We start from the raw sequence: 21,671 nt of genomic DNA, 5'->3' as shown, positions 1-21,671 counted from the left end.
GACCGCATGACCGAAGCCGTGGAGTACGACGTCGTGGTGCTCGGCGGGGGCCCGGCCGGCGAGAACATCGTCGACCGGACCCGCGCCGCCGGGCTGAGCACGGCCCTGGTGGAGAGCGAACTCGTCGGCGGGGAATGCTCGTACTGGGCCTGCGTGCCCAGCAAGGCCCTGCTGCGCCCGGTGCTCGCCCGCGCGGACGCCCGCCGGGTCCCCGGGCTGGCGGACTCCGTCCGGGGGCCGCTCGACGCCGAGGCGGTCTTCGCGCACCGCGACTACTGGACGGGCCACTGGAAGGACGACGGCCAGCTCGACTGGCTCGACTCCATCGGAGCCCACCTGTACCGGGGACACGGGCGGCTGTACGGCATCCGCAAGGTCGCCGTCACCAGCCCCGAGGACGTGCACCACGTCCTTTCCGCCCGGCACGCCGTGGTCGTCGCCACCGGCACCCGGGCCGTGATCCCGGACGTTCCCGGGCTCGCCGGGGCCGGGCCGTGGACCAGCCGCGAGGCCACCTCCGCCCGGGGGGTGCCCGGCCGGCTGCTGATCGTCGGCGGCTCCGTGGTGGCCGCGGAGATGGCCACCGCCTGGCAGGCCCTCGGTTCGCAGGTCACCGTCCTGGTACGGGGCTCCGGGCTGCTGCCGAGGATGGAGCCCTTCGCGGGGGAGCTGGTCACCGAGGCGCTGGCCGAGGCCGGCGCGGTGGTCCGTACCGGGGTGAGCGTGGAGGCGGTCGTACGGGACGGCCCGACCGGCCCGGTCACGGCGGTCCTGGCGGGCGGCGAGCTGCTGGAGGGCGACGAACTGCTGGTGGCGACCGGCCGCGCGCCCCGTACCGAGGACATCGGGCTGGACACGGTCGGGCTGACGCCCGGCGACTGGATCGGCGTGGACGAGAGCTGCCGGGTCACCGGCCACGACTGGCTGTACGCCGTCGGGGACGTCAACCACCGCGCGCTCCTCACCCACCAGGGCAAGTACCAGGCCCGCATCGCCGGCGCCGCCATCGCCGCCCGCGCGGCCGGCCCCGGGACCCCGGCCCCCGACACCGCCCGCTGGGGCGCGCACGCGGCCACCGCCGACACCGAGGCCCTGACGCAGGCCGTCTTCACCGACCCGGAGGCGGCGGCGGTCGGCCTCACCCTCGCCGAGGCGCAGCGGGCCGGCCACCGGGTCCGCGCCGTCGACTACGACCTCGGCAAGGTCTCCGGCGCGGGCCTGTACGCCGACGGTTACCGGGGCCGGGCCCGGATGGTCGTCGACCTCGACCGGGAGGTGCTCCTGGGCGCCACCTTCGTGGGACCGGGCGCCGCCGAGCTGCTGCACGCGGCGACCGTCGCCGTGGTGGGGGAGGTCCCGATCGACCGGCTGTGGCACGCGGTTCCGGCCTTCCCCACCATCAGCGAGGTCTGGCTGCGGCTCCTGGAGGCCTACCGGGGCTGACCCGCAGCCCATCGCAGCCCACCGCGGCCCGCCGCTGCCCGCTGCGGCCCGCCGGGCTCATGTGCGCAGGTACGAGGCCCCGTTGACGTCGAGCACCGTGCCCGAGCTCCAGACGGCCGCCGGCGAGGCCAGGTAGAGCACGGCGGCGGCGATCTCCTCCGGCGCCGCGACCCTGCCGAAGGGGCTCTGGGCGCGGATCTGCTCGCCCTCCGCGCCGCCGAGCCGGTCCGAGACCCGTTCGGTGGCGACGAAGCCCGGCGCCACGGAGGCCACCGCGATCCCGTGGGGCGCGAGGGAGACCGCCAGGGACTGGCCGAAGGCGTGCAGGGCGGCCTTGGTGGCGCCGTACGCGGGGTGGTCGGGCTCGCCGCGGAACGCGCCGCGCGAGCCGACGTTCACGATGTGGCCGCTCCGCCCGTCGTCGATCATCCGGCGGGCCACGCAGTAGCTGAGGTTGGCGGCGCCGAACAGGTTCACCGCGGCCGTGCGCTGCCAGGCCGCCTGCCAGTCCGCGTACGAGGTGGAGGGCAGCGGGTGCGGGACCATCGCGGCGGCGTTGTTCACGAGGACGTCCACCCCGCCGAGGGCCTCGGCGGCTTCGGCGGCCAGGGCCTCGACGCGCGCCGGATCGGCGAGGTCCCCGCTGACCAGGACGTGGCCCTCCCCGTCCAGGGAGGCCAGGGTCTCCTCGGCGTCGGAGTGCCGGGTGGAACAGTGCACGGCGACGCGGTCCCCCTGCCGGGCGAACGCGGCGGCGACGGCGCGCCCGATGCCCCGGGACGCGCCGGTGACCAGTACGCCCCGGCTCATATCGCCACCGCCGGGGACGGGGCGTCCGCTCGGAGCGGGAGGACGGTCGTGGGCAGGGGCATCAGGACTCCTTCGGTGGCGGTCGCCGGGCCGGTGACCCGGGCACGGCCATCCCACCACGCCGGCGCGCGGAGATCACTCGGATTCCGGTCGCTCCGGCGGCCGCGCCCCGCCCGCCGCCTCGGCGAGCACCGCGACCACCTCCTCGTCCGGGGTCTGCGCGAAGTCCCGGTACCACTCCCCGACGGCGCGGAACGCGGGCGGCGTGGAGAGGCACACCACCTCGTCCGCCGCCCCGCGCAGCCAGGCGACCGCCTCCGGCGGCCCCACCGGAACGGCCAGCACCACTCGTGCCGCACCCGAGGCGCGGGCGATCTCGCAGGCGACCGCGGCCGTGGCACCGGTCGCGATCCCGTCGTCCACCACGACCACCGTCCGGCCCTCCAGCGGCACGCGCGGCCGGCCCTCGCGGAACCGGTGGGCCCGCCGCTCCAGCTCCGCCTCCTCGGCATGCTCGATCTCGGCCAGCTCCTTCGCCGAGGCCCGGCTGAGGGCGACGATGTCCTCGTTGATGATCCGCACCCCGCCCTCGCCGATGGCGCCGAAACCCAGCTCCCGGTGGTGCGGTACCCCGAGCTTGCGGACCACGATCACGTCCAGGGGCGCGCCCAGCGCCCGCGCCACCTCGAAGGCCACGGGCACCCCGCCGCGCGGCAGGCCCAGGACGACCGGGTCCTCGGCCCGGAGATGGCCGAGCGCGTCCGCGAGATGCCGTCCCGCGTCCGCGCGGTCGCCGAAGACGCGATCGGTGAAGACCATGCGATGCACCCCATCCCGCGCGCCCCCTTCGAACGAACCCCATCCCCGGTCCGCGCGCAACCGGAGGCGGTACGGCCCGCGCGGCTCCGGGCCGCCCGCGCACCGAAGATCACGTTCGATAGGTTGAACGGACCGTCCCCGCCGCGGCCGTGGCCGATCGTCCGCGCCGTGCCGGGGCGACCCGTGCCGGCGACGAAGGAGCAACCGCCCGTGATCGTGATAGCGCAGCTCAGTGACGTCCACCTCGACGGCGGCCCGCGGGCCGCCGAGCGCACCCGCGCCGTCGTGGAGTACCTGGACGCCCTCCCGTACGACCTCGCCGCGGTCCTGGTCAGCGGGGACATAGCCGACCACGCGGAGCCCGCCGAGTACGAGGAGGCCCGCAAGCTGCTCACCTCCCGGCACCCGGTGGTGATCTGCCCCGGCAACCACGACGAGCGCCTCGCCTTCCGGCGGGGGATGCTGGGCGAGGAGGAGCCCTCCGCCGGGCCGGTCGACCAGGTGCTGCGCGGCGAGGGCTTCGTGCTGGCGGTGTGCGACTCCTCGGTCCCCGGCGAACACCACGGGTACCTGGAGGACTCCACCCTCGCCTGGCTCGACGGCGTACTGACGGACACCCCGCACGAGGTGCCCGTGCTGGTCGCCTTCCACCATCCGCCGGTCCCGCTGCACACCCCGTACGTGGACGGGATCCGCCAGTTCGGCGAGGAACGCCTCGCGGCGCTGGCCGGACGCCACCCCCACCTGCGCGCCTTCCTGTGCGGGCACGCCCACACGGCGGCGGCGACCACCTTCGCGGGCCGCCCACTGCTGGTGGCGCCCGGGGTGGTCTCCACCCTGCGGCTCCCGTGGGAGGCGCAGTCGGGCCCCGACCACCACGTGCACCTGGACGAGCCGCCGGCCGTCGCCTTCCACGTGCTGGGCGACGACGGGCGGCTGACGACGCATTACCGGGTGGTCGTCGCCCGCCGGTAGCTGCTGCCGTCCCTGGTCCGGGTGAGGTGACCCGAGGTGATCAGGTAGCGGCGCAGGGCGGAACAGTCCTCGTGCACGGTCCGCAGCGCGTCGTTCACCTCGGGCTCCGAGTACTCCCGGTCCGGGGCGAACAGGGTCTCGGTGAGGTGCGCGAGCAGCTGCTCGCGCCGGGCGGCCTTGCGCGGGACGGCGATCAGGCGCCCGCCGGAGAAGAGGTCGGCGACCCCGCGCCGGCTCCGCTGGTCCGCGTGTTCCTGTTGCTCGGTGCTCTGTGACATGGCCCGAGCTTCGCCCGGGCCCGCCGCGCCCCGCAACGCGTTTTCCCCGCCCCCGGCGGACCGGGGAACGGGGACGACGCCCTGCGGCTGTCAGGGGGTGACGGTGATCTGCTGGGCGGGGTCGGTGGTGTCGGTGACCTTGTAGACGGCGTTGAAGGTCGACGAGGTCGCGCTCGTCGGGCAGCCGAAGCCGCCGGTGACGGTGACGGGGACGGTCGCGTTGGTGAAGGTCAGGCTCGACGGGGCGCCGTTGGCCCAGCTGCCCGGGACGTTCGCCGGGGCGCTGGGCGCGGCGGTGACGGTGCAGGTGGCCAGGCCCGTGGTGTGCAGGACGAGCCCGCCGGTCGGCACCGTCATGGTCGCGGTGACCGGGGAGCCGTTCTGCATCGACACCGACCAGGAGCCGCTGGTCGTCACCGTCGGGGTCACCCCCGGCATGCTGGACGTACAGGAGCTGTAGGTCGGCGGGGAGATGGGCGAGGCGACCGGCCCGGCCGGGTTCTGGTTGTCCGGGGCGGCCGGCACCGTACCGGTGGAGACGGAGACCGTGCAGGTCACCGTGACCGAACCGGCCTTGAGGGTGGCCTTCCCGCTGAGGGTGGCCTTGAAGGCGTGCCCGGCCGGGGTGACGGTGGTCGACCCGGCCATCGGTAACGGCGCGGCGGTGGCGGTGGCGGTGGCCACCGTCAGGGCGGCCGCGGCCGCCGTCCCGAGGGCGAGCGCGGTGCGCTTACGGCTCATGGCTGTGCTCCTTGGGGATCGGGGTGCGGAGTGGGGGAGTCCCCGGCGGGGGCGGGCCGGCGGGGGCGGCGGAGCCCCCGGCGCGCGGGGCGGCGTACGGCTGCCAGGCGAAGATCATCCCGCCGCCGAGGATGCCGAGCAGGGTGCCGATCAGGAACCCGCCGAGGTTCGACATGACCAGCGCGGCGGTGGCGACGAGCGTGGTGAGGATCCCGGCGAGGGTGCGCTGTGCGGGGGAGAACCAGGCGGTGAGACCGAGGACGATCATGACGAGGCCCATCAGGACGGACGGGATGCCCGCCACCCCCTGCTGGAGCATGATCTTCAGCGGTGCGAGCGGCAGTACGCAGATCCACGCCCCGGCCAGGACGGCGAAGAGGCCGCCCCAGAAGGGCCTGCCGCGCCGCCACCGCCGCCAGCGGCTCAGAAGCATTCCTTCTTGCCCTTGCTGATGTCCATGCTCAGCCCGGAGAGCTTGAAGGTGCCGGCGTTGGTCGCCCACGCCGTCTGCTGGAGATTGCTGATGGTGACCTTGTCCGCCTGCTGGGCGAAGAGGTCCTGCATGCCCTGCGCCTCCGCCGGGCCCTTGTCCAGGGTGGAGGCGTCGCGCCCGATCTCGATGTTCGTGAACTCCGCGTCACCGGCGAGCTGGGTCGCGTCCACGAACAGGTTGGAGGCCTCGACGGGGGCCTTCTGACCCGCGGTCAGATTGAGCGAGATGTCCCCGACGACCGGGAGGGTGGTGACCACCGACTGGCAGAGGCTGTGCAGCTTGGCCTCCTTGATGGCGGTGACCGCCACCGGGATCAGCTCCTGGCGGGCGTTGACATCGACGCTGCCGTACTGGGCGAAGCCCTCGCCCTCCAGGCTCTTCGCCGACACCTTGAACTGCTGGCCCGACACCGCGAAGGAGGCGGCGAGCGCGCCCTGCGCGAGGGCGATGCCGAGGCCGGCGGTCACGGCCACGGCGGGCGCGGTCAGGAGGGCGAACCTGCGCCAGCGGACCCGGCCGCCCTCTCTGGCGAGCTCGTCGCCGGGCGGTTCGGCCGCGGACCCGGATCCGGTTTCCGATAAGTTCGGTGAATCTGCCATGAGATGGTCCCTTATCCCGGCTGTGCACCTTTGTTACCGACGAGTTGAATGTAAGAGTGCCAATGGTGGTTGGCAAGGTTGTGCGAGCGCACCCTTTAGGCCGACTCCTACTGCTCCGTACGCAGCAGTTCGGCGACCTCCGCCTCCACCCGCCGCCCCATCGCCCGCGCGAACTCCGTGGCCACCACCTCGCCCGCCACCGGCCGCAGCGCCGCCACCGCCTCCCGGACGTGATCCAGCTGGGTGGCCGAAAGCGGCCCCAGTCCCTCCGCGCCGATCACGTGCCGCCGGAACAGCGCCACGAACCGGTCCGCCAGCGCCGCCGCCTGGACCTGTACGAAGTCCCCCGCGTCCAGGATCTCCCCGAGCGGCACCCCCTGCCGCACCAGCGCCACCGTCGCCTCCAGCAGTCGCCGGCTCGGATACGTGACCAGGTCCCCGTCGAGGCGTACGTAGCCCAGCTCGGCCGCCCGCCGGGTGTGCTCGGCCGTCGCCCCCGGGCCGAACAGCTCGCGCAGCTCGGCCCGGGTCATGGTCACCGGCTCCTCCTGCACCCAGTCCCGGGTCATCTCCCGCTCCAGGCCCAGGAGTTGGGAGAGCCCGCCGCCCTGCTCCCAGGCGGCCAGCAGTTCGCCGATGCCGTTGACCGTGTACCCGCGCCCCAGCAGATCGCTGATCAGCCGCAGCCGGGTCAGGTGGTCGTCTGAGTACCAGGCGATCCGGCCCTCCCGGCGGGGCGGCGGCAGCAGCCCGCGCTCCTGGTAGTAGCGCAGGTTGCGCACCTTGACCCCGGCCGCCCGGGCCACGTCCTCCCGGCGGTAGCGCCGCTGCCCCCCGCGGTCGCCGGCCTGCCCGTCCGCCCCGCCGTCCGTCTGCCCCTCGCTGCTCACGCGGCCGAGTGTAGGACGTACCGGCGGGTAAACCGGCAGGTCACACGGGGCGGGGCCGCGCCTCGCGCTTGACCGCCCGCAGCACCACGAACTTCGGCTCGCTCGCGACGACTTCACTGTTGCCGAAGAGGCGGCGCAGGTGGGTGTGGTAGCCCATGTGACGGTTGGCGACCACCCACAGCTCCCCGCCCGTGCGCAGCGCCTTGCGCGACTGCGCGAACATGCGCAGCGCCGTCGCGTCCGTCGTCGCCTGGTGGGAGTGGAAGGGCGGGTTGTTCAGGATCAGGTCCACCGAGGCGGGCGGCAGCATGGCCACCCCGTCGCCGACCAGGAACTCCGCCGTCCGCCGGCCCGGGCGGACATTGGCCTCGTAGGTGGCCCGCGCGGAGGCGACCGCCTGGTACGACTCGTCGGTGAACACGACCTCGGCGTCCGGGTCGGCGACCTGCACGGCCGTGCCGACGACGCCGTTGCCGCAGCCCAGGTCCACGACCCGGGCCCCGTTGGTGTTGGTCGGGATGCTCTGGAGGAAGAAGCGCGTCCCCACGTCGAGGCGGTCCGCGCAGAAGATCCCGGCCTGGTTGACCACGGTCAGCCCGGCCCCCGAGCCGCCCTCCTCGTCCACCGTGTACGTCACCGGCCACGGGGTGGTCCCGGGGGCGGTGGACGCGTCCGGAGTGCAGAAGATCAGCCGGGCCTTCTTCTCCGCGAGCGAGGTCTTCGTCGGCCCGAGGATCTTCTCGAAGAGGCGCAGCGTGGAGGTGTGGATCTCCTTGACCATGCCGGCGCCCACGATCACGGTGCCCGCGTGCACGTGCGGCGCCAGCCGGTACAGCTGGTCCTCCAGCAGCGCCAGGCTCTTGGGGACCCGGACGAGCAGTACGTCGATCCGCGCGGGCGGCGCGTCCTGCGTGGTCAGCAGGGTCACCGTGGACTTGGAGGTGCCGATCCCGGCCCGGTCCAGGTTCCCCTCGGTCGCGGCGCGGGTCAGCGAGGAGTCGGTGATCTGGGTGGGGTGGTACGCGGCCAGGGCCGTCGTCAGCGCCCCCCAGCGGTCGCCGACGACCGTGATCTGCCCGGCGCCGGCCAGGTCCACCGGGCCGCGCTCGCCGGTACCGGCGTCGAGGTGGCGCAGCAGGTACTCGTCGGCGGCGTCCCAGGCGCGGAGCTGGTCGCGCGGGTCGGAGGGGAAGCGGGTGAGTTCGTAGGAGCCGAAAGGCGTGGTCAGGCGGTTCATATGGAACCCAGGCTAGCCGAGACGGCGCCGGTGGGGCGGCCGGCCGCTCCGGCCCCGGCCCGCGCCGGGACATTCCGCGCACGGATCGGCGTAACCATCCGGGCAAAGGAGCAGCGGGGAGCGGACCCCTCGGGGCTAAGTTGTGCGGTATGAGCAATCTCGATCGCCAGCCCGCTCTCTCCACCTGTGGCGGCCGCGGTTTCGTCGTGGCCGAGCCGGTGCGCGAGCTCCTCAGCCCGCGCACGGTCAGGCTCGGGGAATCCACCGAGGTCCGCCGACTCCTGCCGAACCTGGGCCGCCGCATGGTGGGCGCCTGGTGCTTCGTCGACCACTACGGCCCGGACGACATCGCCGACGAACCCGGCATGCAGGTCGCGCCCCACCCGCACTCCGGGCTGCAGACCGTGAGCTGGCTGCACGAGGGCGAGGTGCTGCACCGCGACAGCGAGGGCAGCCTCGCCACGATCCGGCCGCGCGAGCTGGGCCTGATGACCTCCGGCAGGGGCATCAGCCACTCCGAGGAGAGCCCGCGCCCGCACGCCCGCTTCCTGCACGGCGCCCAGCTGTGGGTGGCCCTGCCCGACGCCCACCGTGACGCCGCACCCAACTTCCAGCACCACGCCGACCTCCCCCGGGTCACGGCCCCCGGCCTGACCGCCACAGTCATCCTGGGCAGCCTCGACTCGGCGACCTCGCCCGGTACGGCGTACAGCCCCATCGTCGGCGCCGACCTCGCCCTCGCGGCGGGCACCGAAACCAGCCTCCCCCTGGACCCGGACTTCGAGTACGCGGTCCTGTCCATGTCCGGCGAGACCCACGTCGACGGCGTCCCGGTCCTGCCGGGCTCGATGCTCTACCTGGGCTGCGGCCGCACCGAGCTCCCGCTGCGCGCGTCCTCGGACGCGGGCCTGATGCTGCTGGGCGGCGAACCCTTCGAGGAGGAGATCGTCATGTTCTGGAACTGGATCGGCCGCTCCCACGAGGACATCGCACAGGCCCGCGAGGCGTGGACGAATGGGACGCGCTTCGGCGAAGTGAAGGGGTACGACGGCCCTCCGATTCCGGCACCGGAGCTCCCGCCAACCCATTTGAAGCCGCGGGGGAGGCTCCGCTGACCTGCGAAGTCTCTGATATGGGAAGTCTCAACACGGTCAGGGGTGAGCATTCCGCCGTGACGTTCGTCGCCGCGTTCTACGGGGCTTCGGCCTGCCGCGGATGACCCCCGGAGTCGAGCCCGCCCGGCCCGGCTTGCGGGGGGTTGCGGACGGCCTGGCCTTCCTGGGCCGCACCCCGGTCATTCGCGGAGCACCGTCGTCCAGATGCACACACCCCAGGAACTGCTCGGCCGCGTCAGTGCGGCCGAACAGATCGTGGGACAGGCCGGGCCCGACATCGGCAACCTGCGCGGCGGCCTCGTGGCAGACGCCGCATCAGGGACGGCGGCCCTCGTCAGTGGCGGCCTGCTCTGCCTCGGAGCCGTGGCCCTGGTGGGCGCCACGACGGCAGACCTGCGCAGCGCGTCCACGTCCTCCCCCGCCCCCAAGGCCGGCGGGTCCGCGCCCGGTGAGCAGCACGGAGTAGGCCGGCGCTGCGGTGAGGGCCGCCGTTCGGCGTCGCGGGTCGGCCGTGGGACCTGGTGCGGACGTGTTCCGCCCTCCTCCGTCACGGCGAGGGCCCGGTTCGGCGGTCGATGCCGCCGCATCGGCACACACGCCTCTGCCTCCACGAAAACGCGATCCGGCCGCGCGTGGGGGCTGTGCGCGAAGGCCGTGCGGGATCGTCCGGCCGCTCGTCCCGGGCGCCGCGACGAGGGTAGGTTGGACATGTGATCGACTTTCTCCGGGGCGCCCCGGTCGCAGGCAGTCTCGACGTCGTCTGGAACGCGGGCTGGCCCTCCCCCAAGCACGACCCGGCCCCGGAGATCCAGGTCCACGCCTACTCCGAACACACGGTGATCCTGCGCCAGAACAAATCCGTGCACTACGAAGCCCCGTTCCTCTTCCTCCTCTTCGGCAATGACCGGGCGCTGCTCCTCGACACGGGCGCGTCCGCCAACCCGGCCCACTTCCCCCTGCGGGAGACCGTCGACCGGCTCGTCGCGGACTGGCTGGAACTCCATCCGAGGCCCGCGTACTCGCTGCTGGTCGCCCACACGCACGGACACGGCGACCACATCGCGGCGGACCCACAGTTCGCGGACCGGCCCCGCACCACGGTCGTGGGCCCCGGACAGGACGAGGTCACGGCCGCGTTCGGTCTCACCGACTGGCCGCACCGCACCGGCACACTGGACCTGGGCGGGCGGATCCTCGACCTGATCCCCGGTCCCGGTCACCAGCGGGCTGCGGTGGTCTTCCACGACCGCCACACCGGCCTCCTGCTGACCGGCGACTCCCTCTACCCCGGGCGCCTCTACATCGAGGACCGGACGGCCTACTCGGCCACCGTCGACCGGCTGCTCGACTTCTGCGCCACCCGGCCGGTCCGCCATGTCCTCGGCTGCCACATCGAGATGACCACCACGGAGGGCGAGGACTACCCCCGCGGCACCACGCACCAGCCGGACGAGCCGCCGCTCCAGCTCACCGTGGGTCATCTGCGCACCCTGCGCAGGGCCCTCGACGAGACCGCGGACGACCACGGCACGCACCCCTACGGGGAGTTCATCCTCGTGTACCGGGACTGACCGGCAGCGGCTGATCGACGACGGTCTGGCACCCGTGGGCTCTGGTTGCGTAGACGTCGAGGACGCTGTCTACGGCCCCTTTCCAAGGTGCGGATCAACTCGACCGCTCAGGGGGCGGTGCCGCCTGTCCAGCGCCGGATGCGGTCGTCGTGCCGGTCACCCGGGACCGGCGGGCCTGGGCGACCGGCACGACGTGGTCCGGCCCGCCCCGGGTGTACGGGGGCTGTTCCGGTCCGTCCCGGAACTGTGCCGCCTGCAGGCGGTAGGCCGCCGCGAAGCTGCCCTGCGCGGCCAGCAGGCCGTCGTGGTCGCCCTGTTCGATCACCTTGCCCCGGTCGAGGACGTAGATGGTGTCGGCGCAGCGCACCGACGCCAGGCGGTGGGTGATGAGGACGACCGTGCGGCCGCTGTCGGCCAGGGCGCGTATGCGGTGGAAGACCTCGATCTCGGAGGCGGCGTCGAGGGCCGCGGTGGGTTCGTCGACGATGACGACGGACGCGTCGCGGAAGTGGGCCCTGGCCAGGGCGAAGCGCTGCTGTTGGCCGCCGGAGAGGCCCTGGCCGCCGTGGAAGCCGCGTTCGAGGAGGGTGTTCCAGCCGCGGGGCAGCGTTCGGATCAAGCCGTCCACGTCGGCGAACGCTGCGGAGCGCTGCAGGGCGGCCTCGTCGTGGGCGCGTTCGGGACGCCCCAGGGTCACATTGGCGCGGGCCGTGAAGGGCCACTTGAGGAAGTCCTGGTCGACGAGGGCGACGTGGTCGAAGACGGTGTCGCGGTCCAGCTCCCTGATGTCGGTGCCGTCCCAGGTGAGCTGGCCGGAGTCCGGGAGGTAGAGCCCGGCGATCAGCTTCGCCAGCGTCGACTTGCCCGAGCCGTTGTCCCCGACCAGGGCTACGACGCTGCCGCGCGGAATGCGCAGACTCACGCCCGTGACCGCGGGGGCGGCCTGCCCCCGGTAGGTGAACGAGACGTTGTCGAGCTCCAGGATGGTCGGCCGTCCGGTCAGCGGAAGGCCACCGGCCGGAATGGCGCGCTCGCGGGCCAGGGCCACCGCGCGGTCCAGGTCCAGGAGGTAGAGCGACTGCTCGTACAGGTAGTTGACGTTCCGCACCAGTCCGGACAGCTGGCTCGTGGTGTTGCGAACGGCCAGCACCGCGGTGCCGGCGGCGGCCATCGGGAGGTGTCCGGAGACCAGGAGCAGCCCGAGGACGGCGTACGTGCTCCCGGTGGCGGCGCCGGACACGGCACCGGCGGCCAGGTCGGTGCCGGCGGCGGCCAGCGCGAGCCGTTTCTGCTCCGCCGTGGACTGATCCGTGAGCTCCCGGTACCGCCGCAACAGATGGGGTCCTACGGCGTGGGCGCGGAGCTCACGGGCCGGGTCGGGGGCCAGTAGCAGGTCGGACAGGCGCCTGCGCACCCGTACGTGGTCGAGCCAGCGCTGGATGCTGCGGTAGACCCGGCGGGCCGTGCGGACTGTGCCGTATCCCTTGGGAATGGCGGTGAGTAGGAGCAGGGGCAACAGGAGAGGGTGCAGCACGGTCAGCACCCACGCGGCCGCGACCAGTGAGATCAAGCCATTGAGCACGGCTACGGCGTGCCCGATCAGCCGGCGCGCGGCGTCGGTGCCGTATTCGGCCGTCTCCAGGAGCCGGCGTACCTGGGCGTCCTCCAGGTCGGCGAGCTCCACCCGGATCGCGTGGGAGAGCAGCCGGAGTGAGGCGGCCCGCTCCACCTGGGGTTCCAGCCGACCCACCGCCAGCGCGGACACGGCCGTAAGCAGCGCGACGATTACCGCCGTACCGGCCACGACCAGCAGGGACGGCAGCGCGGCGCGTACCCGGTCCGGCGTCGGGCCGCCCGCGAACAGGTCGATCAGTACCTCGTTGGTGGCCAGCAGCCCGAAGGCCGTGGCCGTGCCGCGGCCCACCTCCGCGACGGCCACGGTGACGAGGGAGACGCGGTCCACCGCCCAGGCCATTGCGGCGGACCGCGCCAGCAACGCGGGGACCCGGCCGGCCATCCTGTGGAAGGGGATCTCCAGCGGCACCTGCTCGTGCCGGGCCGACGCCTCATCCATCCGGAGGCGGCCCCCGAAGAGTTCCCGTTCGGCGTCGTTCGTCTGCTCCTGATCGGACGTCACTGGGCCCAGCGCCTCCCGTTCCGGTGTCGTTCGTCAGCGCCTGAATGCCGCTGTCTCAAAGTGAGTGCCCTGTCCTGTCGTGTTTAGTTCAATGGGACTTATGACTCGGCTGACCACCACGTCCCGGTCCGGACGGCATGTGCTCGGCAAGCGGCTGGGCGTCGTCGCGTTCTTCGCCGTGATTGCCGGGTGGCTGATTTTCGTCAGCTTCTCCATCGCCACGGAGGACGACGGCAGCGAATCGAGCCCGCAACGGCTCGCGGAGGCGGTGCAGCGGGAGCTGCGGAAGGGCGACACGGACGCCTTGCAGAAACGCTTCACGGACGATACGGCGGGCGAGAAATACGCCGAGAGCTTCCTCGACAAGCTCAAGGACGTCCCCGAGGACCGGATCGCGGTGCGGGTGGTCCGGGACGCGCTGCGCGTCGACGTCGTCGGTACCCCCTCCTGCACGGCGTGGACGCTCGTGGAGGCGGACAAGGGGCACTGGAAGCTGGACGCGGCTCCGCCCGCCCCCGGGTCGGGCTGCTGACCGGCGCCGTCACGCCTGCCGCACCCGGACGTCCCGGGCCCCCGTCTCCCGACCGCCGGCCCGGCCGTTCGAGTCCGGCGTCCCCGCTCCGTCGGTCCGGGTGTCCCAGGCCCGGAGCAGGGCGTCCTCCCGCGCCTGGGTGATCGCGTAGGCACCGGCCGCGTAGTCCCGGCCCGCCGTACCGCCGGCCGTCATCCAGGCCCAGGTGTCCCGCACGGTCTCGGCAACGGGTCGGGTACGCAGGCCGGCGGCTTCCGCGCGGGAGGTGTCCACGGACCAGGCCCCCGCGTCGTCGGCGGCCCACAGCGGCAGGCCGAGCCACGGACGGATGTCGTTTGCCCGTAGGAAGGCCCCGTCGGCCCAGACGGTCTCCGCGCCAATGGTGCAGACGGCGTCCAGGCAGTGCGTCAGCAGTTCACCGAGCGTGGTCTGTCCCGTCGGGCCGGTGACGTTGAACGCCCCGGCCGGCTGCGGGCCGTCGAGGACGTCGAGCAGCCAGCGGGCCAGGTCGCGCGCGTCGAGGAAGCGCAGCGGCAGGTCAGGCGGCCCCGGGGCAAGAATCCTGCCGCCCCGCGCGGCGCGGTTCAGCCACCGCGGCAGTCGCCCCAGGTCCTCGTGCGGCCCGAGCAGGAGGCCCGGCCGGACGATGAGGGAGCGCGGTCCGAAGACCTGCGTGACCGCCCGTTCGCAGCCCGCCTTGAGGGTGTCGAAGTCCGCCTCGTCGAGACCGGCGTCGGAGGGGCAGCGCCGTAACCGGGAGTCGTCGGTGACCGCGGTCCGCGGCCAGCCGAGGGCGGCCAGCGATGAGACGAACGCGTACCGGCCGGCGGCCCCCTCCAGTTCTCGGGCCGAGGCGAGCACGTCCCGGGGGAGCATCCCCGAGGTGTCCACCACCACGTCCCACGGGCCGCACGCGGCCAGCCGCCGGAGGTCCGGCGCCCGCGTACGGTCACCGCGCACCACCTCGGCGTCCGGGTGGTCCGGACCGTGAGTCCCGCGGTTGAACGTGGTGACGCGCAGGCCGCGCGCCAGGGCACGCGCCACCAAGGGCCTGCCGAGGAAACCCGTTCCGCCGAGTACCAGGACGTGCATGACTCCCCCTTGCTCACGGCCTGTTGGACGAGAAGCACGAACACCGGTCCTTCGATCCCCCAGTCCCTTAAGCCTGTTGACACATGTTCGAATGCAACTTAGCTTTTTTGATCACGTCTTGAAAGACGTTTCAGAGATGTTCCGAAAAGGAGTGATCCGTTCGTGTTATCCGCAACGCTGATCGACCTGGACACTGAGTTCGACCTCGACATTCACATCGCGTCGCCGGACGCCCTGGACACCGAGCCCACTGCTTGGTGGTGCACCCACCCGTACAGCTGCCGTTGGACCAAGTGCTGTTCGGGCTCCGAGAGCCCCGAGGGCGACCCGACCGCGTTCGGGCGCTGACGGGCTGGAGAGCGTCGAAATGAATCGGGACGTCCCGGCCGTCGTGCCCGCAACCCGCCGCGGCCGTGACGTCCCGGTCCGCACGTCGCCACGTGACACGGCCCTCGGGATCGTGCGCGAGGCGGCGGGCCTGCTGCGTGACCCGGAGGCGGCGCCCCGTTACGCGGACCTGGCCCGGAGCCGGTCGGCGGGCGGCTTCGAGTTCTGGCCCACCGCGCTGTCCTCGGGGCTGCCCAGCGTCGCCCTGCTGATGACCGAACTCGCCCGCGCCCTGCCCGGCGAGGGCTGGGACGCCGCGGCCCACACACACCTGAAGACCCTTGCCGAGGCCACCCGGGCCCGGCCCATCGCCGGACTGGGCATGCACGGCGGCCTCGGTGGCGTGGCCCTGACCTTCGCCGCGGCCGAGGCCATGGACCCGCGCTACCGCACGGTCCGGCGCTCCCTCGACCGAGCGCTGGCCGAACGCGTCCGGGATCACCCCTGGCGCCATGGCGAGGACGGCGTACAGGACCACGACTACGACGCGGTCAACGGCGCCGCCGGGCTGCTCGGCTACCTCGTCACGGCCACCGACGCCGGTCCGGCCGTCACGGAGGCCGTCACGGTGCTCGTCGACCACCTCGTCCGGCTGGCCGGTCCGCCCGACGCGCCGCGCTGGCGGATCGCCGCGCACGCCGACGGCCACGGACACCCCGGTGGCCACTACGACCTCGGCCTCGCTCACGGCATCGCCGGCCCGCTCGCCGCCCTCGCTCTCGCCCGCCGCGCCGGCCACGGCGGACCGGCCCTCGACCGCGCCCTCGGCGACACCGCCGACTGGTTGTACGCCCGCCGCACGGAGCCCGTCGCCCCGGACGGCGCGCCCGACTGGCCCGCCACGGTCCCGGCCCCCGCTCCCGCCACGGATGCGGGGCAGCCGCCCGGCCGTCCCGGCTGGTGCTACGGCGGCCTCGGCATCGCCCGTGCCCTCTGGCACACGGGCACCGCCCTAGGGCGGGACGACCTCAAGCGGCATGCCCTGCGCCGTGCCGCAGTCGACCACCGGCCCCAACTCGACCACACTGCCGGGGACTCGCCGGGTCTTTGCCACGGCACGGCCGGGCTGCTGCGGCTGTGGACCCTGTTCGCCCCCGACGACCCCGGCGGCCGGGCCCGCGCGGCGGCGGACGCGGCCCTGGCACGGCTGATCGCCGAGTACGACCCGTCCACCCCCCTCGGCTACCGCGACGAGGAACGACCGGGGGTCCATCTGGACGACCCCGGCTTCCTCACCGGCGTCTGCGGCGTGCTGCTGAGCATGCTGGCCGCCGTCACCGACACGGCCCCGCTGTGGGACCGCAGCCTGCTCATCGACTGACGGAGCGGCACCGCCGAAGCGGCACACGCTTTCGAAGGATGCGTCGCCCCACCCATGGTGAAGGAAAGAGAGCGCACGTGACCGTCCGCACCGCGGCCCCGGGCCGGCCCCTGTACGAGCCCGCGCCGTTCTACGTTCTGCGGGCCCCGGCACTGAGCACGGACGTCTTCTCAAAGGCCGGCCCCCGGCCTGGTACCGAAGTGCGCACGTGGGAGGCGGACCTGCTCCGCACGGCCGCCCTGCCCGCCGTGCGGCTCGCCCTCCGGCTCGCCAGCCCGTCCCTGGCCGACGCCGTCGCGCACCGGCTCGCCGGGTCGGATCCGTCCGATGCGCCCGCCGACGCGCAGGAGTCGCGGCGGCGCGCCCGCACGCGCGCCGCGCTGCTGCGCTACGTCACACGCATGAGCACACGCCCCACCCCATTCGGGGCGTTCGCGGGTGTCTCCGTCGGCCGCTTCGCCGACAGCAGCACCGAGCGCTTGGGCGCCACCGCTCTCGCCGACGTCCGCACCCGCGCCGACTTCGGCTGGCTGCTCGGCGTCATCGAACGGGTCGAACAGGACGAGACGCTGCGCGCCGCCCTGCCCGTCCACGTCAACCGCGCCTGCCACGTCGTGGACGACCGGCTCATCCTGCCGCAGGCCGACGTCTACGGGCGCCGCGACCTCCGGCGGGCCACGGTCCGGATCTCCCGGCCGGTCGCCGCCGTCCTCGACCACGCGACGGAACCGATCGCCTTCGGGGACCTGCACGCCAAGCTCGCCGCCGAGTTCCCCCAGGCAGGTCCGCGACGGATCGCCGCTCTCCTCGGCAAGCTCTGGGAAAGCCACTTCCTCGTGGGCGCCCTCCGCCCGTCACCCACCGACCCCGACCCCACCCGCTCCGTGCGCGACGCGGTCGACCGCCTCCCCGGCGGCGCATCGTTCACCGCGGCCCTGGACGACGTCCTCGCCTGCACCGCCAGCCTCGACCGCGCCGCGCCCGCGGACGCCGACGACGCACTGCGCGCCCTCCACCGCAGCCAGCACGCGCTGTGCACCACCACGCCCGCCGCACAGGCCGACGCACGCCTCGCCACCGTCGGCCGCACCCTGCACCGGGACGTGGCCCGGGCCGCCGCCGACGCCGCGGAGATCTTGCTGCGCCTGGGCCGGTTCCCGCACGGACACGACCACCTGTCGACCTACCGGGACGCCTTCCTGGAGCGGTACGGCATCGGGGCCCAGGTGCCCGTGGAGGAGTTGTTGTCGCCCGAAACCGGGCTCGGACCACCCGCCACCTACACCGAACCGCGCCCCGTGCGCCCCCCCAGCCCCGCGCCCCCCGCCCGTGAACAGGAGCGCGACGACATCCTGCTGCGCGTCGTCAGCGGCGCCCTCAACTCCGGGGAGACGGAGGTCGAGCTGACCGACGACCTGATCACCCGGCTCACCCGCTGGACACCCGCCGACTCGCCCGCCCCGTCCACCCTCGACGTGTTCATCCAACTGCACGCCCGCAGCCGGGAGCACCTCGACCGCGGCGACTGGCGGGCCGTCCTCGGAGTCACCCCCCTGGCACCGGGCGGCCGCTCCCTCAGCCGCTTCCACGACCTGCTGGACGAGGCCGAACTCTCGGCCCTGCGGGAGCTCTACGAGGCTGAGGCGCGCGCCGAGGGAGCCCTGCCCGTCGAGCTCAGCTACCTGCCCAGCGCGGGCCGGGCGGCGAACGTCGCCCTCCACCCGGTCGTCCGGCCCTACGAGATCGCCGTCAACGTGGCGCCGTCCGTGCCCGCGGACCGCGTGCTGCCGCTGTCCGACCTCACGGTGGGAGTCGAGGGCGGGCGGTTCGTCGTCCGCTCCCGGCGGCTGGGCCGTCGACTGGCCGTCGGACAAAGCCACATGCTTACCCTCATGCAGGCGCCGAACGTCTGCCGGTTCCTGCTCGAAATCGCGGAGGACGCCCGCCCCCTGCCGTCCGTCTTCCACTGGGGCGGCGTCGGCAAGGCCCCGTTCCTGCCGCGCCTGGTCCGGGACCGGATCGTGCTGAGCCCCGCCCAGTGGAACGTCACCGACACCACGGTGGTCCCGGAGGGCTCGGGCAGCGCGGACGAGCGCTGGTTCCGTGGCATCCAGCGCTGGCGCCGGGAGTGGCGCGTGCCGCGCCACGTGTACCTGGTCGAATTCGACAACCGCCTGCTCCTGGACCTGGAACACCCCGCCTTCGCCGCCGAACTGGCCGCCCAGCTGCGCCGGGCCCGGGAACAGGGACGGCGAAGGGTCGCCATCCAGGAGATGCTGCCCGACTTCGATCACCTGTGGCTGCGGGACGGGGCCGGGGCGCCCTACCTCTCCGAGGTCGTTGTCCCGGTGGTGACAACGGGAAGCCTCCGCGCCGGAAACGCGCCGACGGAGGCGACGACCGCCGGCAAGGGCCCCGCTCGCCGATCCGACCGGGTCCTCGCCCCGGCGGACCGCCGGTACCTGCCCGGCGGCGACTGGGCGTACCTCAAGCTCTACGGCACGCCGGAGCAGCTCGAACGCCTGGCGTCCGGCCATGTCCCTGGCCTCGTCCGGAATCTCGAGGACGACGGCCTGCTGGACCGCTGGTTCTGGATGCGGTACGCCGATCCGGACCACCACCTGCGCCTGCGGCTGCGTGGCGCCGGCCCGGAGGCGGGGGAAATCGTGCTGACCCGGGCCCTGCGCTGGGCCCGCGAGGCGGCCGAGGCCGAGGGGCTGCCCGCCGTCGCGGTCGACACCTACCGGCCGGAGACCGAACGGTACGGCGGTCCGGCCGCGCTCGCCGCCATGGAGCGCGCGTTCGGCGCCGACAGCACGGTCTGCGCGGCCGTACTCGGCGATGCGCGGGCCGCAGAACCCGGCCCGGACCGCCTCATGGAGGCCACCTTCACCCTGGACCGTTTCTTCGCCCACTGGGGACTCGACCTCGCCGAACGCCTCTCCCTGGCAGCCGACCTGAGCGAGGGCCACCGCGCGGACGACACCGTCCGCAGCCTCGTCCGCCGGCTCGGCCTGCGGATCACCGCCGCGGACCACCCCGCGCCCGCCGGGCCCGGGGAAGATGCCCCGCCGCCGGACCTCCTCCGCCCGTACGCCGACCTGCTGCCCGCAGCCGCCGGCACGGCGGACAGGCTGCACCGGGCCGGGGAACTGTGGCGGCCCCCGCGTGAGATCCACGCGAGCCTCGCGCACATGCACGCCAACCGACTCTTCGGCATCGCCCGCGAATGGGAAAACCGGATGTACACGCTCTGGGTGCAGGCGCTGCGCGCGGCGGCCCACCGGAGAGCGGTGGCGGACGAACGGGCCGGGACGGCACGAGACAAGAGGAGCGTGGAAAGTCCGTGATCACCCATCTGCTCGACCGTCCCGAGGACGTCGCACGAGCCGCCGAGGCATTCCGGGAAGACGGTTACATAGTGCTCGACGGCCTGTTCACCGAACAGGACGTGGCCGGATTCCGGAGGCTGCGCGAACGGGCCGTCGCCGACACACAGTTCACCGACGGCACCGACGACCGGCCGCTGTTCGTCACCAACCTGGTGGAGCGCTATCCCCAGGAGGTCTGGCCGGCGGTCAGCCAGCCCCGGCTGCTGCGGTTCGCGGAAGCCGCCATGGGCCCCCGGGTCCAACTGGACAGCACCGTGCTGTTCGGGGCCCCGGCGATGGAGACCGAACTCCGCGGCCTGCCGGTGCACTGGCACCGCGACCGCTTCGGCTCCTTCCCACAGGGCGGCTACGCCCACCCCCTGCTGATCATCTGCTTCCTCTATCTCCAGCCCATGACGGACGACGCGGGCCCCCTCCGCGTCGTGCCCGGCTCCCACCGCCGCGCCGTGACGATCGCCACCGACGCGCTGGACCGGCCCCACCCCGAGGAGCGACTGCTGGCCACCCGGCCGGGCCACCTCGTCGTCATCCACCACAACCTGCTGCACTCCGGCTCGCACAGCGTCCTGGCGGAGGAGCGGCAGTTCCTCGGCATCGGATTCAACACCTCCGCGATGCGCCAGGACGACACCTTCACCGGCCCCAACTGCACCGCCCTCGCCCGCACCGCGCGCCGCACCGGCGACCGGCGGGCCCTGCGGCTGTTGGGCCGCGACGACACCATCAACCTGCGCCAGAACGCGGGCTTCACCTCACCCGAGGATTCCGTCTGGGCGCGCTGGGCGGACGAAGACGACCGCGCGCTGAACCCGGCGGAGGACAAGGCCGTCCGCACCGCCCGAGCCGCGTTGCTCCCCGACAGCCCCCAAGGACCGACGGCGTAAGCCGGCGAGGAAGGAAGATCCACCGATGCGACTCTCCCGGGAGCAGATCGAGCACTACCGCAACTTCGGCTACGTCGTGCTGCCGCGACTCCTGGACGACGACGAGACCGGACGCCTGACGGAGGAGGTCCGACGGGCCCACGCCGACGCCTTCGCCACCGACGAGCGGACCGACGGGGGCGGGATCCCCGGCCGCTACCTGCCCATGATGACGCCGGACCGGACGCCGCTCAGCCTGTCCCTGCTGGAGGACCCCCGGTTCCTCGACACGGCCGGGCAACTCGTCGGGAACGTGCTGCCGACCTTCGCGGAAAGCGTCCTCTTCTACCGGGAGGCCCCCCTGCACAAGGACGCGGTCCCCGGGATGTCCGGCGTCAAGCTCATCATGTACCTGGAGCACGTGACGGGCGACACAGGTGCGCTTCGGGTGCTGCCCGGCTCCCACCACGCCGACTACAGCGCCGTACTGGCCGGATGGCACCGCGAGTCCGGCGTCTGGGCGGGTGAGTGGGACGGCAAGCGCCTGCGCCGCCAGCTCGCCGGGCTCCCCCTCCAGGTGCTGGAGACCCGGCCGGGCGACGTCGTGGCCTTCGACTGGCACCTCTGGCACGCGACGCTCGGCGGCATCGACCGCCACCAGTGGACGGTCAGCTACGTCAGGGACCCGCAGACCCCGGAGGAGACCGAGCGCTTCCGTCGGCAGATGGCGGCCGTCGACGAATCCGGGCTGGACCTCCCGTACGACCCGGCAAGGTACCCGCGGTACGCACCGGCCTGGCTGACCACGGGCCTCGGGGACGAACGGCACGACCGGACCATCGGCCGCATGCGGGAGCTGGGCATGGTCGCGGAGGAGCAGGAGGCGGCGCCTTCCGCGCACTGAACCGGGTGACGGCGGATCCCGAGCGGGGCGGCGGCGTCGTCAAGTGGTTGCTGTGACTGGCGAGTTGGGGTG

The 21,671-nt window shown here is 73.5% G+C and carries 19 protein-coding genes and 1 pseudogene; 10 read left to right on the top strand and 10 right to left on the bottom strand.

Annotated features, from left to right (window positions below; all coding sequences use genetic code 11):
- Positions 1 to 6 precede the first annotated feature (6 nt).
- Positions 7 to 1,443, top strand: a complete 1,437-nt coding sequence (locus OOK34_RS31150; RefSeq protein ID WP_267037510.1) for an NAD(P)/FAD-dependent oxidoreductase — start codon at positions 7 to 9, stop codon at positions 1,441 to 1,443.
- Between the two features lie 57 nt (positions 1,444 to 1,500).
- On the opposite strand, the gene OOK34_RS31145 is transcribed toward OOK34_RS31150, so the two are convergent.
- Together OOK34_RS31145 and OOK34_RS31140 are read right to left on the bottom strand one after the other, a co-directional pair.
- Positions 1,501 to 2,253, bottom strand: a complete 753-nt coding sequence (locus OOK34_RS31145) for an SDR family NAD(P)-dependent oxidoreductase (RefSeq protein WP_267037509.1) — start codon at positions 2,251 to 2,253, stop codon at positions 1,501 to 1,503.
- Positions 2,254 to 2,427: 174 nt separating this feature from the next.
- Positions 2,428 to 3,072: pseudogene (locus tag OOK34_RS31140) on the bottom strand (phosphoribosyltransferase); the annotation flags it as partial.
- 210 nt (positions 3,073 to 3,282) lie between these two features.
- Here OOK34_RS31140 and OOK34_RS31135 point away from each other — a divergent pair.
- The gene (locus OOK34_RS31135) at positions 3,283 to 4,047 is read left to right on the top strand and encodes a metallophosphoesterase (protein WP_267037508.1); all 765 of its coding nucleotides are present in this window, start codon (positions 3,283 to 3,285) and stop codon (positions 4,045 to 4,047) included.
- Here the strand turns inward: OOK34_RS31135 and OOK34_RS31130 are convergent.
- From OOK34_RS31130 to OOK34_RS31105, 6 genes are all read right to left on the bottom strand, one after another.
- Positions 4,020 to 4,325, bottom strand: coding sequence for a DUF2087 domain-containing protein (locus tag OOK34_RS31130; RefSeq protein ID WP_267037507.1), 306 nt, complete (start codon positions 4,323 to 4,325; stop codon positions 4,020 to 4,022). The genes OOK34_RS31135 and OOK34_RS31130 overlap by 28 nt on opposite strands.
- 90 nt (positions 4,326 to 4,415) lie before the next feature.
- Positions 4,416 to 5,066, bottom strand: coding sequence for a hypothetical protein (locus OOK34_RS31125; RefSeq protein WP_267037506.1), 651 nt, complete (start codon positions 5,064 to 5,066; stop codon positions 4,416 to 4,418).
- Entirely contained in the window at positions 5,056 to 5,499 is a 444-nt protein-coding gene (locus OOK34_RS31120; protein ID WP_267037505.1) for a DUF6114 domain-containing protein, read from the bottom strand. Before OOK34_RS31120 ends, OOK34_RS31125 begins: the two co-directional genes overlap by 11 nt.
- Positions 5,490 to 6,158 (bottom strand): DUF6230 family protein, encoded by a 669-nt coding sequence (locus OOK34_RS31115; protein WP_267037504.1) that lies wholly within the window; start codon positions 6,156 to 6,158, stop codon positions 5,490 to 5,492. Before OOK34_RS31115 ends, OOK34_RS31120 begins: the two co-directional genes overlap by 10 nt.
- 107 nt (positions 6,159 to 6,265) lie before the next feature.
- Positions 6,266 to 7,048: a MerR family transcriptional regulator gene (locus OOK34_RS31110; protein WP_267037503.1), complete on the bottom strand. Its 783-nt coding sequence runs from the start codon at positions 7,046 to 7,048 to the stop codon at positions 6,266 to 6,268.
- A 40-nt stretch (positions 7,049 to 7,088) separates the two neighbouring features.
- Entirely contained in the window at positions 7,089 to 8,285 is a 1,197-nt protein-coding gene (locus OOK34_RS31105) for a methyltransferase (protein ID WP_267037502.1), read from the bottom strand.
- A gap of 149 nt (positions 8,286 to 8,434) precedes the next feature.
- Between OOK34_RS31105 and OOK34_RS31100 the strand changes: the two genes are divergently transcribed.
- Together OOK34_RS31100 and OOK34_RS31090 are read left to right on the top strand one after the other, a co-directional pair.
- A complete protein-coding gene (locus tag OOK34_RS31100; RefSeq protein WP_267037501.1) occupies positions 8,435 to 9,400 on the top strand; it encodes a pirin family protein in 966 nt (321 codons plus the stop codon).
- A gap of 710 nt (positions 9,401 to 10,110) precedes the next feature.
- Positions 10,111 to 10,971, top strand: a complete 861-nt coding sequence (locus OOK34_RS31090; protein ID WP_267037500.1) for an MBL fold metallo-hydrolase — start codon at positions 10,111 to 10,113, stop codon at positions 10,969 to 10,971.
- A gap of 94 nt (positions 10,972 to 11,065) precedes the next feature.
- Here OOK34_RS31090 and OOK34_RS31085 read toward each other — a convergent pair whose 3' ends face one another.
- A complete protein-coding gene (locus OOK34_RS31085; RefSeq protein ID WP_267037499.1) occupies positions 11,066 to 13,108 on the bottom strand; it encodes an ABC transporter ATP-binding protein in 2,043 nt (680 codons plus the stop codon).
- A 100-nt stretch (positions 13,109 to 13,208) separates the two neighbouring features.
- Here OOK34_RS31085 and OOK34_RS31080 point away from each other — a divergent pair, with 100 nt between their 5' ends.
- The gene (locus OOK34_RS31080) at positions 13,209 to 13,640 is read left to right on the top strand and encodes a hypothetical protein (RefSeq protein ID WP_267037498.1); all 432 of its coding nucleotides are present in this window, start codon (positions 13,209 to 13,211) and stop codon (positions 13,638 to 13,640) included.
- A 9-nt stretch (positions 13,641 to 13,649) separates the two neighbouring features.
- Here the strand turns inward: OOK34_RS31080 and OOK34_RS31075 are convergent, their stop codons facing one another.
- On the bottom strand, positions 13,650 to 14,732 hold the full coding sequence (locus OOK34_RS31075) for an NAD-dependent epimerase/dehydratase family protein (protein WP_267037497.1): 1,083 nt from the start codon (positions 14,730 to 14,732) through the stop codon (positions 13,650 to 13,652).
- A gap of 162 nt (positions 14,733 to 14,894) precedes the next feature.
- Here OOK34_RS31075 and OOK34_RS31070 point away from each other — a divergent pair, with 162 nt between their 5' ends.
- The 5 genes from OOK34_RS31070 to OOK34_RS31050 all read left to right on the top strand — a co-directional run bounded on the left by OOK34_RS31070 (position 14,895) and on the right by OOK34_RS31050 (position 21,599).
- On the top strand, positions 14,895 to 15,080 hold the full coding sequence (locus tag OOK34_RS31070) for a hypothetical protein (RefSeq protein WP_267037496.1): 186 nt from the start codon (positions 14,895 to 14,897) through the stop codon (positions 15,078 to 15,080).
- A 19-nt stretch (positions 15,081 to 15,099) separates the two neighbouring features.
- On the top strand, positions 15,100 to 16,440 hold the full coding sequence (locus OOK34_RS31065) for a lanthionine synthetase C family protein (protein WP_267037495.1): 1,341 nt from the start codon (positions 15,100 to 15,102) through the stop codon (positions 16,438 to 16,440).
- Positions 16,441 to 16,517: 77 nt separating this feature from the next.
- The gene (locus OOK34_RS31060; RefSeq protein ID WP_267037494.1) at positions 16,518 to 19,790 is read left to right on the top strand and encodes a lantibiotic dehydratase; all 3,273 of its coding nucleotides are present in this window, start codon (positions 16,518 to 16,520) and stop codon (positions 19,788 to 19,790) included.
- Complete coding sequence (locus OOK34_RS31055) at positions 19,787 to 20,716, top strand: phytanoyl-CoA dioxygenase family protein (RefSeq protein ID WP_267037493.1); 930 nt, start codon at positions 19,787 to 19,789, stop codon at positions 20,714 to 20,716. Before OOK34_RS31060 ends, OOK34_RS31055 begins: the two co-directional genes overlap by 4 nt.
- Positions 20,717 to 20,741: 25 nt before the next feature.
- Complete coding sequence (locus OOK34_RS31050; protein ID WP_267037492.1) at positions 20,742 to 21,599, top strand: phytanoyl-CoA dioxygenase family protein; 858 nt, start codon at positions 20,742 to 20,744, stop codon at positions 21,597 to 21,599.
- Positions 21,600 to 21,671: the final 72 nt, after the last annotated feature.

This window comes from Streptomyces sp. NBC_00091, assembly GCF_026343185.1.
In the GTDB taxonomy this organism is placed as follows: Bacteria; Actinomycetota; Actinomycetes; order Streptomycetales; family Streptomycetaceae; genus Streptomyces.
This window is presented reverse-complemented; position numbering and strand designations above follow the sequence as displayed.